Source organism: Flavobacterium sp., from assembly GCF_025352425.1.
GTDB lineage: Bacteria > Bacteroidota > Bacteroidia > Flavobacteriales > Flavobacteriaceae > Flavobacterium.
Genome location: NZ_JANXTI010000103.1, coordinates 67,144 through 81,063, shown reverse-complemented (window position 1 = coordinate 81,063; position 13,920 = coordinate 67,144). Strand labels below are relative to the sequence as shown.

The 13,920-nt window shown below is 37.5% G+C and carries 17 protein-coding genes and 1 pseudogene; 6 read left to right on the top strand and 12 right to left on the bottom strand.

From position 1 onward, the window contains the following. Positions 1-44 precede the first annotated feature (44 nt). Both Q0Q99_RS12750 and Q0Q99_RS12745 read right to left on the bottom strand, forming a co-directional pair. The gene (locus Q0Q99_RS12750) at positions 45-389 is read right to left on the bottom strand and encodes an RNA-binding protein (protein ID WP_293896665.1); all 345 of its coding nucleotides are present in this window, start codon (positions 387-389) and stop codon (positions 45-47) included. Between the two features lie 129 nt (positions 390-518). Beyond that, the gene (locus tag Q0Q99_RS12745) at positions 519-1,256 is read right to left on the bottom strand and encodes a DUF6252 family protein (protein ID WP_293896662.1); all 738 of its coding nucleotides are present in this window, start codon (positions 1,254-1,256) and stop codon (positions 519-521) included. A gap of 179 nt (positions 1,257-1,435) precedes the next feature. Between Q0Q99_RS12745 and Q0Q99_RS12740 the strand changes: the two are divergent. The 5 genes and pseudogenes from Q0Q99_RS12740 to Q0Q99_RS12720 form a co-directional block, all read left to right on the top strand. Next, positions 1,436-1,978 (top strand): annotated as a pseudogene (locus Q0Q99_RS12740) (30S ribosomal protein S16); the annotation flags it as partial. A 195-nt stretch (positions 1,979-2,173) separates the two neighbouring features. Continuing rightward, positions 2,174-2,698 carry a ribosome maturation factor RimM gene (rimM, locus tag Q0Q99_RS12735; protein ID WP_293896656.1) on the top strand — a complete coding sequence of 175 codons (525 nt, stop codon included), beginning with the start codon at positions 2,174-2,176 and terminating at the stop codon, positions 2,696-2,698. Between the two features lie 137 nt (positions 2,699-2,835). Then, a complete protein-coding gene (locus tag Q0Q99_RS12730) occupies positions 2,836-3,525 on the top strand; it encodes a methyltransferase (protein ID WP_293896729.1) in 690 nt (229 codons plus the stop codon). Between the two features lie 230 nt (positions 3,526-3,755). Continuing rightward, positions 3,756-4,934 carry an acyl-CoA dehydrogenase family protein gene (locus tag Q0Q99_RS12725; RefSeq protein ID WP_293896653.1) on the top strand — a complete coding sequence of 393 codons (1,179 nt, stop codon included), beginning with the start codon at positions 3,756-3,758 and terminating at the stop codon, positions 4,932-4,934. A 120-nt stretch (positions 4,935-5,054) separates the two neighbouring features. Then, the gene (locus tag Q0Q99_RS12720) at positions 5,055-5,750 is read left to right on the top strand and encodes an SGNH/GDSL hydrolase family protein (RefSeq protein ID WP_293896650.1); all 696 of its coding nucleotides are present in this window, start codon (positions 5,055-5,057) and stop codon (positions 5,748-5,750) included. Between the two features lie 32 nt (positions 5,751-5,782). Here Q0Q99_RS12720 and Q0Q99_RS12715 read toward each other — a convergent pair whose 3' ends face one another. From Q0Q99_RS12715 to trmB, 8 genes are all read right to left on the bottom strand, one after another. Then, on the bottom strand, positions 5,783-6,115 hold the full coding sequence (locus Q0Q99_RS12715) for a 2Fe-2S iron-sulfur cluster-binding protein (protein WP_293896647.1): 333 nt from the start codon (positions 6,113-6,115) through the stop codon (positions 5,783-5,785). A gap of 3 nt (positions 6,116-6,118) precedes the next feature. Next, positions 6,119-6,682, bottom strand: coding sequence for a hypothetical protein (locus Q0Q99_RS12710; protein WP_293896644.1), 564 nt, complete (start codon positions 6,680-6,682; stop codon positions 6,119-6,121). Next, positions 6,683-7,735, bottom strand: coding sequence for an NAD(P)/FAD-dependent oxidoreductase (locus tag Q0Q99_RS12705; RefSeq protein ID WP_293896641.1), 1,053 nt, complete (start codon positions 7,733-7,735; stop codon positions 6,683-6,685). It abuts the gene before it with no gap. Positions 7,736-7,895: 160 nt separating this feature from the next. Next, a complete protein-coding gene (locus Q0Q99_RS12700; RefSeq protein ID WP_293896638.1) occupies positions 7,896-8,135 on the bottom strand; it encodes a NifU family protein in 240 nt (79 codons plus the stop codon). A gap of 1 nt (position 8,136) precedes the next feature. Next, on the bottom strand, positions 8,137-9,273 hold the full coding sequence (locus tag Q0Q99_RS12695; protein WP_293896635.1) for an Mrp/NBP35 family ATP-binding protein: 1,137 nt from the start codon (positions 9,271-9,273) through the stop codon (positions 8,137-8,139). A 129-nt stretch (positions 9,274-9,402) separates the two neighbouring features. After that, a complete protein-coding gene (locus Q0Q99_RS12690; RefSeq protein ID WP_293896726.1) occupies positions 9,403-9,729 on the bottom strand; it encodes an MGMT family protein in 327 nt (108 codons plus the stop codon). Continuing rightward, positions 9,726-10,352 carry a LysE family transporter gene (locus Q0Q99_RS12685; protein WP_293896632.1) on the bottom strand — a complete coding sequence of 209 codons (627 nt, stop codon included), beginning with the start codon at positions 10,350-10,352 and terminating at the stop codon, positions 9,726-9,728. Before Q0Q99_RS12685 ends, Q0Q99_RS12690 begins: the two co-directional genes overlap by 4 nt. Then, complete coding sequence (trmB, locus tag Q0Q99_RS12680; RefSeq protein ID WP_293896629.1) at positions 10,353-11,027, bottom strand: tRNA (guanosine(46)-N7)-methyltransferase TrmB; 675 nt, start codon at positions 11,025-11,027, stop codon at positions 10,353-10,355. It lies immediately after the preceding gene. An 86-nt stretch (positions 11,028-11,113) separates the two neighbouring features. Between trmB and Q0Q99_RS12675 the strand changes: the two genes are divergently transcribed. After that, positions 11,114-12,178 (top strand): glycosyltransferase, encoded by a 1,065-nt coding sequence (locus tag Q0Q99_RS12675; protein WP_293896626.1) that lies wholly within the window; start codon positions 11,114-11,116, stop codon positions 12,176-12,178. Here Q0Q99_RS12675 and Q0Q99_RS12670 read toward each other — a convergent pair. After that, entirely contained in the window at positions 12,152-13,195 is a 1,044-nt protein-coding gene (locus Q0Q99_RS12670; RefSeq protein WP_293896623.1) for an ATP-binding protein, read from the bottom strand. The two genes, Q0Q99_RS12675 and Q0Q99_RS12670, sit on opposite strands and share 27 nt — an antisense overlap. After that, positions 13,196-13,879 carry a response regulator transcription factor gene (locus Q0Q99_RS12665; protein ID WP_293896620.1) on the bottom strand — a complete coding sequence of 228 codons (684 nt, stop codon included), beginning with the start codon at positions 13,877-13,879 and terminating at the stop codon, positions 13,196-13,198. Positions 13,880-13,920: the final 41 nt, after the last annotated feature.

The following is a 13,920-nucleotide window of genomic DNA, read 5'->3' as shown; positions in this document are numbered from 1 at the left end:
CCACCTCAATTGAGATGGCTTTAAGTATTATTATAGAGTGTAAACTAGTATCTTCCTCTGTCTCCACCACCACGAGAGTTTCCGCCACCACCATAACCACCACCACCGCCTGAACGGTTGTTGTTAAATGATTTTCTTTCTCCTTCTGGTTTTGGCTCCGATTTGTTAACTACAATCGTACGCCCTTCTACTGTTGCACCGTTTAATTCGTCGATAGCTTTTTGAGCTTCTTCATCATTAGACATTTCAACAAAACCAAATCCTTTACTTCTTCCAGTAAATTTATCGGTAATAATTTTAACAGAGTCAACTGTTCCATAAGCCTCAAAAGACTCTCTTAAATCTGCTTCGTCAATACTGAACGGAAGACTTCCAACAAAAATATTCATAAAATTTATTTAAAAATTGAATACAAATGTATGTTTAAAAAAAATGTAAACCGTTATTAATTTGTACTTTATTATTTAATTAACAAAAAAACCATCGCGAGGATGGTTTCAATTATTTTATATTCAGAATTATATCGATGGATAAATCAGGATTTTATAGAATTCTCCATACTGAAAATTCAAAATCGGTCCGCCAAAAGGACTTCCGTTTGAATTGGCAGCATTAAATTTAAATTTACCTGAAATCGTATGGTTCACGTTGTCATATTCTTTAATTATAATTTCGCCATTGCTGTTTTGAACATTTGTAACACGAACTTTGCAATTGACATTTCCACCGGCAACTGTAACTAAATCTCCTGCTAAATAGCCGCTGCCACGGGAAGAAACCGTTACGCTGGTTACAACTCCTGAAGAATTGGCAATAATATTAACGGTCAGCCCGCTTCCCGTTCCGCCAGTTGTAGCAACCGACGTGCCGCTGCTGTAACCTGTTCCGCCATTAACCAAACCTACACTTTCTGTCGGACCAGGAACTGCAATGGTAGCATATTCTAATTCAGTACCATTAAAATTTGAGGAATAGGTCGCCGAATTATTAACATTTGTAGTACCTAAAACATAGGTTCCGGCGTTAGCACTACTAGTATTTAAAGTAACGATTTCGTATTGTGTACGCGCTTCAATCCTTAACTTACCTGATGCATCAACATAAGCTCTTGCATCATCAGCTCTCCAAAAAACATCATCTTTTAACCCCTGAAAACCAGGATTATTAAACTTCACATCTTCCTGGCAGGAAGAAATAGTTAAAGCAATTATCAAAAGGGGCAATAATCTTTTCATTTTTTCGATGTATTTCTCCACAAAAATAACTTTTTAATGCAAAAGTGCTAACTAAATTTTAAAAAATTAATGTTAAAGTGAATGGTGAAAGCTACTTATATTTAAAAAGAAGTGATTCAATTAGTTTGTTTTCAAAAAAAAACTATCTTTGCACCCTTAAAATAATCGAGGTCGAGTACCTCAAATTAATCAAAAAGATTATGTCAGTAAAAATTAGATTACAAAGACACGGTAAAAAACAAAGACCTTTTTACTGGATCGTAGCAGCTGATGCTAGATCAAAAAGAGATGGTAGATACCTTGAAAAATTAGGAACTTACAATCCAAACACCAATCCTGCAACAATTGATTTAAACCTTGACCAAGCGGTTCAATGGTTACACAATGGCGCACAACCGACTGATACTGCAAGAGCTATCCTTTCTTACAAAGGTGCCTTAATGAAACATCACCTTGATGGTGGCGTTCGTAAAGGAGCTTTAACACAAGAGCAAGCTGATGCTAAATTAGCTACATGGTTGGAAGAAAAAGCTGGAAAAGTTGACACTAAAAAAGAAGGTTTATCAAAAGCACAAGAAGCTGCTAAAGCGAAAGCATTGAAAGCTGAAAAAATTGCTAATGACAAACGTGCTGCTGCCGCTGTTGAAGCTGCAAAAGTAGTGGAAGAAGTTGCTGTTGAGGACCCGAGCGAAAGCGAAGTGGCGCAGCAAACTGAAGCTATCGCTGATGATGCTCCTGAAGCTGTAACTGAAGTTGCTGTTGAAGAAACTGCTGTTGTTGAAGAAACTGCTGCTGAAGTTGCTGTTGAGGAAACTCCTGCTGCCGAAGATGTTGTTGCTGAAGTTGCTGAAGTTGAAACAGAAGAAGCTCCTGCTGTTGAGGAAACTCCTGCTGCTGAAGAAGCAAGCGAAGAGACAGAAGCTTAATTCCTTGCGATAATGCGTAAAGAAGATTGTTTCTATCTAGGCAAAATCGCTAAAAAATTTAGTTTCAAAGGGGAAGTTTTAATCTATTTGGATACAGATGAACCCGAATTATATGAGAATATGGAATCAGTATTTGTTGAATTCAACAAAAATCTGGTTCCATTTTTTATTCAAAACAGTTCACTGCACAAAAATGATTTTCTTCGTGTGCAATTTGAAGATGTCGATTCAGAAGAAGAAGCCGATAGTATCCTCAACTGTGAAGTTTATCTTCCGCTTAGCATGTTGCCAAAACTTTCGGGCAATAAATTTTATTTTCATGAAGTGATTGGTTTTGAAATTGAAGACAAACGCTTAGGTATTTTCGGCAAAATTGTATCCATAAATGATTCTTCTGCCCAACCTTTATTTGAAGTTATAAACGGAAATGTCGAAATTCTGGTTCCAATGATTGACCAATTCCTGATAAAAATTGACCGGGAAAATAAAAAGGTTATCATGGATTTGCCAGAAGGTTTAGTTGAAATGTACCTTTAATCTTTTTTTTGAACCATTAAGAAATTAAGATTCATTAAGTCTTATTTACTTAATGTCTTATTGGCTTATATTTTAAAACTATTGTTTTGTCAACTTTCAAATTCAAAAAATTTACAGTTAACCAAGACCGATGTGCCATGAAAATTGGCACTGATGCTGTTTTACTTGGTGCATGGTGCCCAATAGAAAACAATCCTTTCTCCGTTTTGGACATTGGTTCTGGAACTGGAATTCTATCCTTAATGCTCGCCCAAAGAAGCAACGCTGAACAGATTGACGCCATCGAAATTGACGAAAATGCATTTGAACAATGCGTCGAGAACTTTGAAACTTCGCCCTGGAGCAACAGATTGTTTTGTTTTCACGCCGGTTTGGATGAATTTATGGATGAACCCGAAGACGAGTATGACATTATTATTTGCAATCCACCATTTTATAGTGAAGATTATAAAACCAAAAATGAGCAAAGAGATTTGGCACGTTTTCAGGATGCGTTGCCTTTTGAAGAATTATTAGAAGCTGCTTCGACGCTTTTATCCGAAAAAGGCATTTTCTCTGTGATTATTCCTTATAAAGAAGAGGCAAAATTTATTGGCTTAGCCAAAGAATGCAACTTATTCCCTTTTAAAATTACGCGTGTAAAAGGAACACCAATCATTGACCCGAGCGCTAGCGAACAGGCGAAGCAAATCAAAAGAAGTTTATTAGCTTTTTCGTTTAGCAAAAAAGAAGAAATCGAGCAAAACGAACTTATTATTGAAACTTCCCGTCATCAATATACAGCAGATTACATTGCTTTGACGAAGGATTTCTATTTAAAGATGTAACCCTAGCCCGGATGGGAACGGCATCCTTTTTCTTTTTGTCATTGCGAGGGACGAAGCAATCTAAAAGGAAAAGATATAGTGAACAGCGGGAAATAGCTCCCAAAATTATATTAATTCTTGGGAATTTCGGTTAAGATTCTTTAGCTTTGCAAACGTTTTCGTAAAAGATATTCAAATGACATAGCTATAGGCTATTGCATGTGACCAATGAAAAACAAGACACAAGACACATGAAACCAGATTTATTTCAAGCTCCGGATTATTACAATTTAGATGATTTGCTAACTGAAGAACACAAATTAGTTCGTGATTCAGCTCGCGCGTGGGTAAAACGTGAAGTTTCTCCCATCATTGAAGAGTATGCCCAAAAAGCAGAATTTCCAAAGCAAATCATTAAAGGTTTGGGCGAAATTGGTGGTTTTGGTCCATATATTCCGGAAGAATACGGCGGTGCCGGTTTAGACCAAATTTCGTATGGCTTGATTATGCAGGAAATTGAAAGAGGCGACTCAGGTGTTCGTTCCACTTCATCGGTACAATCATCGTTGGTGATGTATCCTATTTGGAAGTTTGGAACAGAAGAGCAACGTCAAAAATACTTGCCAAAATTAGCGACAGGAGAATTCATGGGTTGTTTTGGCTTGACCGAACCCGATCACGGTTCGAATCCGAGTGGCATGACTACCAACTTCAAAGACATGGGCGACCATTACTTATTGAATGGCGCTAAAATGTGGATTTCGAACTCACCGTTTGCAGATGTTGCTGTAGTTTGGGCCAAAAATGAAGAAGGAAGAATTCACGGTTTGATTGTAGAACGCGGTATGGAAGGATTTACAACGCCGGAAACACATAATAAATGGTCACTTCGTGCGTCGGCAACAGGTGAATTAATTTTTGATAATGTAAAAGTGCCAAAAGAAAACCTCATGCCTGGAAAATCAGGACTTGGCGCACCAATGCAGTGTTTGGATTCTGCCCGTTACGGAATTGCTTGGGGTGCAATCGGAGCAGCAATGGACTGTTATGATACGGCTTTGCGTTATGCCAAAGAAAGAATTCAGTTTGGCAAACCAATTGCTTCCTTTCAATTACAACAAAAGAAACTAGCCGAGATGATTACCGAAATCACCAAAGCGCAATTATTGACATGGAGATTGGGTGTTTTGAGAAATGAAGGTAAAGCGACGACTGCGCAAATTTCGATGGCAAAAAGAAATAACGTAGACATGGCAATTCACATTGCCCGTGAAGCCCGTCAAATATTAGGCGGAATGGGGATTACAGGAGAATATTCAATTATGCGTCATAGTATGAATTTGGAATCCGTAATTACTTATGAAGGTACGCATGATATTCATTTGTTAATTACCGGAGCTGATATTACGGGAATTCCCGCTTTTAAATAAGCCTAAAAACATAAGGTTAACATAAAATGCTTCCTGTAAATGGGGGCATTTTGTATTTTTACTTCTGCCAAACCAACACTTCATTACTTTCGTAACTTTTAATACTAAAAAGTTAAACAAATGAAATTAAAAAACAACATAATCGTTCTTCTGGCTGTGATGTTATTTCTCAATAGCTGCAGCACAGATCGTGCAGTGACGACGACACCCAAAAACTACAAATATTTAGCGCTCGGCGATAGCTATACCATTGGCGAAAGTGTTTGTGCCACTTGTCGGTTTCCATTTCAATTGAAAGACAGCATCTCCAAATATCTGAATCCGAATGATACGTTTCAGGTTAAAATAATCGCCGTTACCGGATGGACGACTACCAACTTAAAAAGTGCGCTTGTGGCTGATGTTACAGGTAATGATTACGATTTGGTTACACTTTTAATTGGCGTCAACAATCAATACCAGCACAAACCTTTTAGTTTGTATGAACAGGAATTTCCGGAACTTGTAATTTCTGCCATCCAAAAAGCCAAAGGCGATAAAAACAATGTTATTGTAGTTTCCATACCTGACTATGCCTTCACGCCTTTTGGAAACGGAAACGCAGTGGTTTCTGCAGAGATTGACCAATACAATAATTTCGCTGAAAACTATTGCAATGCGAATAATATAACCTTCGTCAATATTACTGATATAACAAGATTGGGATTAGCCCAACCCGAATTTGTCGCCTCTGACGGACTGCATCCTTCAGCGACAGCTTATACAAAATTTGTCGAAAGGATTCTGCCGAAAGCTAAAAGCAAAATCGCAGATTAACTGATAAAGTGAAAATAAATTTTATTGATACATTATTGCTCCGGTGCAATTTCCAATGCCAAACCATCTATTTCGGAAGTGATTGGAATCTGACAACCCAGACGGCTGTTCTCCTTTACATGATAAGCTTCCCAAAGCATCGCTTCTTCATCCGGATTCCGTTCTAATGAAATAACATCATTTAAAACATAACACTGACACGAAGCACACATTGCCATTCCGCCACAAATTCCGATAGTTCCTTCTTCGGCAAGTTCATAGGCGCGGATTACCTCCATTATGTTCATATTCATGTCGGTTGGAGCCTGTACTTCGTGAGTAACACCTTCGCGGTCGGTTATTTTGATGGTAACGTCTTTTGACATTGTTTATTTTTTACAATAATGGCTGGAATTTTCTACAGGATATTTTTTATCCAAATCTATATTATTGAATCCCTGACTGGTTCCCCAGGAAAACAGCTTCTCGAAGAAAGGAAGCATTTTATTGTCTTTTATCCGCTCCAAAAAATACACTTCATGTTCTTTTTCCTTTATTCCCATTTCATATAGCACCTCATCATATTTTGAAATTCCAAGTGAATTAAAAAAGTGTTTCATTCTGAAATATTCGCACACATTTCCGCTTTCTAATCTTCCTGCAAAATAGAATGGCATAAACCAACCTATAACATAGCAGCTTCCTGAGATTACTTTACCGATAATATGAAACTTGATTTCATACCATTTGGAAATTGGAATATCAAAGTCGTTCATGATTTGTAAAACGCCAGCACGATGATTCCATTCGTCGAGTTCGATTTGTCTGATGGCTGCTTTCTGAATTGCATCTTTAACAGAGCCCGCGTGTCCCTGATAAGCAAAAGAAGCAGCCTTCTCGGCGGAATAGGCTTTCTTTAAAAGATCTACTAATTCAGGATGGTTAAGTTGCATTTATTCAATTGATTTTACTACCGCTTTTTCAGCTTCTTTTCTCGTTCCATCAAAACCGTCAATTCCTGAAACCGTGGTGTATTTCAGTACATATTTTTTACCCGGATTTAATCGCTGATAGACGCTTTGGCACATTAAAGTCGCTTCGTGAAAACCACATAAAATCAGTTTTAATTTTCCGGGATAGGTATTTACATCACCAATGGCATAAATACCGTCAATGTTGGTTTGATAATCTAAAGCGTTGTTGACTTTGATGGCATTTTTTTCTATTTCCAATCCCCAGTTAGCAATTGCCCCAAGTTTAGGTGTCAATCCGAAAAGCGGAATAAAATAATCGGTTTTGATGTTCCTATGGGCGCCATTTTCATCAATATCAATAGACTCTAAATGTTCTGCACCATTAAGTCCTATAACTTCTGCGGGAGTTATTAGATGAACCTTTCCTGCTTTTTTGTATTCCTGTAGTTTTTCAACCGAATCCAACGCACCACGAAATTCATTCCTTCTGTGAATTAGCGTAACTTCTGATGCGACATCAGCGAGGAAAATACTCCAATCCAAAGCAGAATCACCGCCACCGGCAATAACTATTTTCTTATCACGGAATAATTCAGGATCTTTTACAAAATATTCTATGCCTTTATCTTCGTAAAAGGAAATATCATCAATGATTGGTTTTCTGGGCTCGAAACTTCCCAAACCACCGGCAATGGCAACCGCTTTGGCATGATGCTTTGTGCCTTTATTGGTAGTTACAATAAAAGTTCCGTCGTCTAATTTATCAATGGTTTCAGCATTTTCGTTTAAAGTAAAACCCGGTTGGAATTGTTTGATTTGCTCCATTAAGTTCTGAACCAAATCGCCCGCCAGAACTTCCGGGAAACCCGGAATATCATAAATGGGTTTCTTTGGGTATAGTTCAGATAGCTGTCCGCCAATTTGTGGCAAGGCATCAATAATGTGGCATTTAAGTTTTAATAATCCTGCTTCAAAAACAGCAAAAAGTCCGGTGGGTCCGGCTCCGATTATCAGTATATCTGTTTCAATCATTTTCTGAGTGGCTGAGTTACTATGTAGCTTAGTTAATGAGTTTAAAATTTATTTCTATAAATCATTTGACCGCGTTAGGGATTGCAGTGGAAATCCTTTTTTGAGGAACGAAAAAAAGATTGTAACGGAAAGCCCGACCCGCCGCGGCGGGAAACGCCCATTATGCAATATTTATAACTGTTTCTATTTGTGGCGCATACTTTTTAATCGTAGTTTCCACACCGGCTCTCATCGTACTCATGCTCAAACTACAGCATGTGCACGCGCCCTCAAGACGCACTTTAACATGTTTTTCATCTTCAATGGAAACCAGTTTGATATCACCACCATCTGAATTCAGAAAAGGGCGGATTTCGTTTAAGGCTTTTTCAATGTTTAACGTTAATTCTTCTGTGTTCATCTTATTTTCCTTTAACGGCTGAGCAACCAGCCATAGTTGTTATTTTGATTGCTTCTGTTGGCGGTAAACTTTGGTTCCTGTTTACCGTTTCCTGAACTACATTTCTGGTGATTTTCTCAAAAACTTTTTCGATTACTGATGCTGTTTGCAATGCTGCAGGACGACCGTAATCTCCGGCTTCGCGGATGCTTTGCACTAGTGGAACTTCGCCTAAAAATGGAACCTGCAAATCTTCCGCAAGGTTTTTGGCACCTTCTTTTCCGAAGATGTAATATTTGTTATTTGGTAATTCTTCCGGAGTGAAGTACGCCATGTTTTCTATAATTCCCAAAACAGGAACATTGATGCTGTCTGATAAAAACATCGAAACTCCTTTTTTGGCATCAGCCAAAGCTACAGCTTGTGGTGTACTCACAATAACTGCACCCGTGATTGGCAATGATTGCATGATTGACAAATGGATATCGCCGGTTCCTGGCGGTAAATCGATTAGCATGAAATCCAATGGTCCCCAATCAGCGTCAAAAATCATCTGGTTCAATGCTTTCGAAGCCATTGGTCCTCGCCAGATAACAGCCTGACTTGGCGCTGTAAAGAATCCGATGGAAAGGATTTTTATCTCATAGCTTTCTACAGGTTTCATTTTGGATTTGCCATCAACCTCAACCGAAATCGGTTTTTCATTTTCAACATCAAACATGATTGGCATGCTTGGCCCGTAAATATCAGCATCCAAAACACCCACTTTGAAACCCATTTTTGCTAAAGTCACGGCTAAATTTGCTGTTACTGTAGATTTTCCAACGCCGCCTTTTCCTGAAGCTACCGCAATAATATTGCTGATTCCCGGAATTGCTTTTCCTTTTATTTCATTAGGATTTTGGGTCGGCGTTTCCACTTTGATGTTCACCTTCACAATAGCTTCCGTTGAAAATTTTTCATGGATTAATTTTTTGATATCATCTTCAGCACGTTTTTTAATATGCATTGCCGGTGTTGCAATCAGTAAATCTATAGTTACTTCGTTGCCAAAAATCAGTACGTTCTTTACTGCACCGCTTTCAACCATATTCTTCCCTTCGCCGGCAATGGTAATGGTTTCCAATGCTGAAAGGATTTCTTTTCTATCTAATTTCATTTCTTTAATTAATGGTTTACAGCCTTTTATTAAGACTGAATACAGATTGCAAAGATAATACGAATTGTGTTGAAACTATCGTCAAAGAATTGAAAATGTTTATCGGAATATAAAGAAGTTCCTGTAAAATTATTTCTGGATTGCAGGTTGCCAAAAATGCTTTTCAAAATCGACAACCTGATTATTTACGACTGTAATGCCTTCGTTTTCGAGTAATTGCTGCATTAAATTGGTCCCGTCAAAATGGTGTTTTCCGGAAAGCAATCCTACTCTGTTTACGACTCTGTGTGCCGGAACATCATCCATATTATGACAGGCATTCATTGCCCAACCTACCATTCGGGCGGAGCGTGCGGTGCCTAAAGCTTTGGCAATGGCGCCATAAGATGTCACTTTTCCTTCCGGAATTTGACGCGCGATGGCATAAACCCGTTCAAAAAAGTTAGCTTCCATTATTTATAAAGCAATTTGAAAAGTGTTACAACCGCCATAAAAGTGGTTACCGAACCAATAATGGTATTTATGTTTCTCATTAGGAATTCGGTTTTCTTTTCAATTTTTTTAAACGCTACGATGTAGATGTAAAAAACGGTAAACGAACCGCAGACTACACCAATTACAAAAGAAGAAACTGGTATTTTATCAAAACTGAAGTAACCCGAAGCTACCAAACTCATGCTCGCAAAAACATAGAATGGAACGGGTAATAAATTTAGTGTTGACAGCAACATGCCTAAAAAGAAACGGTTGGATTTTCCTTTGACTTTGCTATGTGCTTTGATTTTCTTTGGTTTTTTGGCAATCCAGAAAAAATAGATGCTTAGTAATGAGAAAACTAAAATGCCAATTTCCTGAAGCGTGGAAACAATTTCCCGATGATTGCTTATAAATCGGGCGAATAGTACGGCAATAAAGGTTTGAAAAAAAATAATGACAGAAGCGCCAAGCGCAAAACTTAATGCTTCATTTTTTCCTTCCTGCAAACTGATTTTTGCTGCTGTCATATTGATTAAACCCGGAAGAATAACCGCCAAAAAAGCAATGCAAAAACCTAAAACAAGTGGCAAAAAAAATAGCATTTATTTGATTTTGAAACGAATATACGTAATTGCTTTGTTGATTTCCAAATATTGATTTTCGTAAAAAGTCTGAATAGCCGTTACCACTTCCGGTGCGCCTTCATTTTTATACACATTGTGGTTGGCATACAAGACTTCGTGACCTTCACCATGTAATAATCCAAGTGTATAACCGTGCATGAATTCGCTGTCGGTTTTAAGATTTACCACGCCGTTTGGTTTCAGGATTTTTTTATACAACTGCAAAAATTCCGAGTTGGTCATTCGGTGTTTGGTGCGTTTGTATTTGATTTGCGGATCCGGGAAAGTAATCCAGATTTCGTCTACTTCATTTTCGGCAAAAATAAAATCGATTAACTCAATTTGCGTTCGGACAAAAGCCACATTGAACATTCCGCTATCAACAGCTGTTTTCGCGCCACGCCAAAATCGTGCGCCTTTTATATCAATACCAACAAAATTTTTATCCGGATAACGCTCCGCCAGGCCTACAGAATATTCGCCTTTGCCACAACCTAGTTCAATAATTATTGGATTGTCATTTTTGAAAAAAACCGAATTCCACTTTCCTTTTAGCAGAAATTCTTCGCTCACAACCTCTTCCCTTGTTGGTTGAAAAACGTTTTCAAAAGTTTCGTTTTCCTTAAACCGCTTTAATTTATTCTTACTTCCCACAAACTTAATTTTTTGGTAAAATTAAGGAAATATAAACTATCCGAAATCTTTTTTACTTTGCAATGGTAAAACCGTAATTTCACTACGTGGAAAATTCAAAAAAAAATATTTTGGTTGCTCCCTTAAATTGGGGTTTAGGTCACGCTGCGCGCTGTATTCCAATAATTCGAGAGTTGGAAAAAAATGGATTTACTCCTATTCTGGCTTCGGATGGTGCGGCTTTGCAACTGCTTCAAAAAGAATTCCCGTATTTACAATCCTTGGAATTGCCTTCTTATGGAATTGAATATGCCAAAAACGGCGCCGATTTCAAATGGAAATTTATTACTAATAGTCCAAAAATGATTGAGGCCATCTTTGCTGAAAAGAAAATCGTCAAAAAATGGATAGCTGAATTTAATCTGCAAGGCATTATTTCGGACAATCGGTTGGGCGTTTACAGCAAAAAAATACCAAGCGTTTTCATGACACATCAACTGAATGTTTTGTCCGGAAAAACCACTTGGATTTCGAGTAAACTGCACCAACATTTTATTAAAAAATTTACAGAATGTTGGATTCCGGATATACAGGAAAGACCTAATCTGTCCGGGAAACTTGGTCACTTGATGAATAACACGCTAAATCTGAAATACCTTGGTCCGTTAAGCCGATTAGAGATACAAGAATTACCGATTAAATATGATTTGATGGTTGTACTTTCCGGACCTGAACCGCAGCGTACTTTTTTGGAACAGAAATTAAAAAATGAAGTCCGTCTTTTTTCCGGAAACGTACTTTTCATCAAAGGAATAATTGAATCCGAACAAAAAATAGAGCAAGAAGAAAACGTGACCTACTATAATTTCATGACTTCGTCAGCAATTGAAGCTGCTTTTAACCAAAGTGAAATAGTACTTTGTCGATCTGGTTATACCACCGTTATGGATTTGGCAAAACTCCAGAAAAAAGCTTTTTTTATACCAACTCCAGGGCAATTTGAGCAAGAATATTTAGCAAAAAGATTGAAAAGAAATGGCTTCATTCCTTATGCCAAACAAGATGATTTTAAGATAGAAAATTTATTAAAAATCTCGCTATATGCAGGTTTGCCGCAACTTAAAAAGGAAGTTGACTGGAAACAGTTACTGGTGCTTTTCGAGCGTGAATGAAAATTCAGAACCTTTGCCAAACTCGCTTTCTACATAAATTTTTTCGCCTTGGGCTTCAATAATATGTTTTACGATTGAAAGTCCAAGACCTGAACCGCCTTCGCTTCTCGCGCCACTTTTATCTACTCTGAAAAAACGTTCAAACAATCTTGGAATATATTGTTTTTCAATTCCTTCGCCGTTATCGCGAACACGAACAATTATTTTTTCGTTTACCAGATCTTCAATGGTAACTTCTGTAGTACCATTGTCTTTTCCGTATTTTATCGAATTCATTATCAGATTTGAAAGCACTTGTTGGATTTTTTCCTGATCCGCGAAAACATTTATTGCCTTGTTATATTTTCTGTCAAACATAAGAATGATGTTCTTTTTATCCGCGGTCATTTCGAGTAAATCAAAAACACTCTGCACTAAATCAACAATATTAAACTTTGACAATTCCAGATTTACATCGCCCATTTCAAGTTTGGATATCATATCTAAATCTTCAACGATATAGACCAATCTCTCTACTCCTTTTTCGGCACGTTCCAGATATTTTTTTCGCACTTTTTTATCATCTATTGCGCCGTCAATCAAAGTAGACAAATAGCCCTGCACAGTAAACAATGGCGTTTTAAGCTCATGAGAAACATTTCCCAGAAATTCTCTTCGGTATTCCTCACGCACTTTCAACATTTCGATTTCTAGTTTTTTATCGGTAGCGAATTTTTTAACCTGTTTGGTCAGGGTTTCCATATCGGTTGTGATAGGCTGACTGCGAAATGACGTAGACTCTAAAAGCGAAACGTCGTCATAGATTTTCTTAACTCTTCGGTAGATAAACCGCTCGACACGATATTGGATAACAAAAAAGGAAAATGTGCTAATTGAAACGGCAAAAAATAAGAGGATTGGAAGTGAAAATTCATGGAAAAACCATAATAAAACCGCAAGAAAACCTGTAGAAAAAGTGGTAATATAAGACGTTGAAACTAAAGCAAACGTATAGGTTTTCTTGAATTTAATTTTCATTTACACTTCTAATTTATAGCCAACACCTTTAATGGTTTTAAATAAATCTTCACCAATTTTTTCGCGAAGTTTTCTAATATGAACGTCAATAGTTCTTCCGCCAACGATGACTTCATTTCCCCAAACTTTATCCAGTATTTCTTCGCGTTTGAATACTTTCCCTGGTTTGGATGCCAAGAGATAAAATAATTCAAACTCTTTTCGTGGCAACACAATTTCTCTTCCTTCTTTGATGATTTTATATTCTTCTCTATTGATTTCGATGCCACCAACATTGAGAGTTTCTGAAGCGTGTTCGTCGCTTTTCAAACGACGAAGCAGTGCTTTGACTTTGCTCACCAGTAATTTTGGTTTAATTGGTTTTGTAATATAATCATCTGCACCGGCATCAAATCCGGCAACTTGTGAATAGTCTTCGCTTCGTGCTGTTAAAAAAGTAATGATTACGTTGCTTAATTCCGGAATTTTCCGAATGTTTTCACAAGCTTCCATCCCATCCATTTCTGGCATCATCACATCCATAATGATAAGTTGGGGCAATTCTTTTTTGGCTTTGGTTATTGCCTCTTTCCCATTAGTAGCGGTTACAATTTGGTAACCTTCCTGGGATAAATTATATCCAACAATCTCAAGGATATCCTGCTCATCATCTACCAATAAAATCTTAATGTCTTTTTTTTTCATAAGTGGACACAATTGTTTTGTGGATGTAAATGTAAAGATAA

Excerpts from the sequence above, each read along its gene's own strand:
- Q0Q99_RS12730 (WP_293896729.1), top strand. The coding sequence starts at position 2,836 with ATGAAAATTGGCACTGATGCTGTTTTACTTGGTGCATGGTGCCCAATA.
- Q0Q99_RS12700 (WP_293896638.1), bottom strand. The coding sequence starts at position 8,135 with ATGAACACAGAAGAATTAACGTTAAACATTGAAAAAGCCTTAAACGAA.
- rimM (WP_293896656.1), top strand. The coding sequence starts at position 2,174 with ATGCGTAAAGAAGATTGTTTCTATCTAGGCAAAATCGCTAAAAAATTT.
- Q0Q99_RS12750 (WP_293896665.1), bottom strand. The coding sequence starts at position 389 with ATGAATATTTTTGTTGGAAGTCTTCCGTTCAGTATTGACGAAGCAGAT.
- Q0Q99_RS12715 (WP_293896647.1), bottom strand. The coding sequence starts at position 6,115 with ATGTCAAAAGACGTTACCATCAAAATAACCGACCGCGAAGGTGTTACT.
- Q0Q99_RS12705 (WP_293896641.1), bottom strand. The coding sequence starts at position 7,735 with ATGATTGAAACAGATATACTGATAATCGGAGCCGGACCCACCGGACTT.
- Q0Q99_RS12665 (WP_293896620.1), bottom strand. The coding sequence starts at position 13,879 with ATGAAAAAAAAAGACATTAAGATTTTATTGGTAGATGATGAGCAGGAT.
- Q0Q99_RS12670 (WP_293896623.1), bottom strand. The coding sequence starts at position 13,195 with ATGAAAATTAAATTCAAGAAAACCTATACGTTTGCTTTAGTTTCAACG.
- Q0Q99_RS12685 (WP_293896632.1), bottom strand. The coding sequence starts at position 10,352 with ATGCTATTTTTTTTGCCACTTGTTTTAGGTTTTTGCATTGCTTTTTTG.
- Q0Q99_RS12695 (WP_293896635.1), bottom strand. The coding sequence starts at position 9,273 with ATGAAATTAGATAGAAAAGAAATCCTTTCAGCATTGGAAACCATTACC.
- Q0Q99_RS12720 (WP_293896650.1), top strand. The coding sequence starts at position 5,055 with ATGAAATTAAAAAACAACATAATCGTTCTTCTGGCTGTGATGTTATTT.
- Q0Q99_RS12725 (WP_293896653.1), top strand. The coding sequence starts at position 3,756 with ATGAAACCAGATTTATTTCAAGCTCCGGATTATTACAATTTAGATGAT.
- Q0Q99_RS12710 (WP_293896644.1), bottom strand. The coding sequence starts at position 6,682 with ATGCAACTTAACCATCCTGAATTAGTAGATCTTTTAAAGAAAGCCTAT.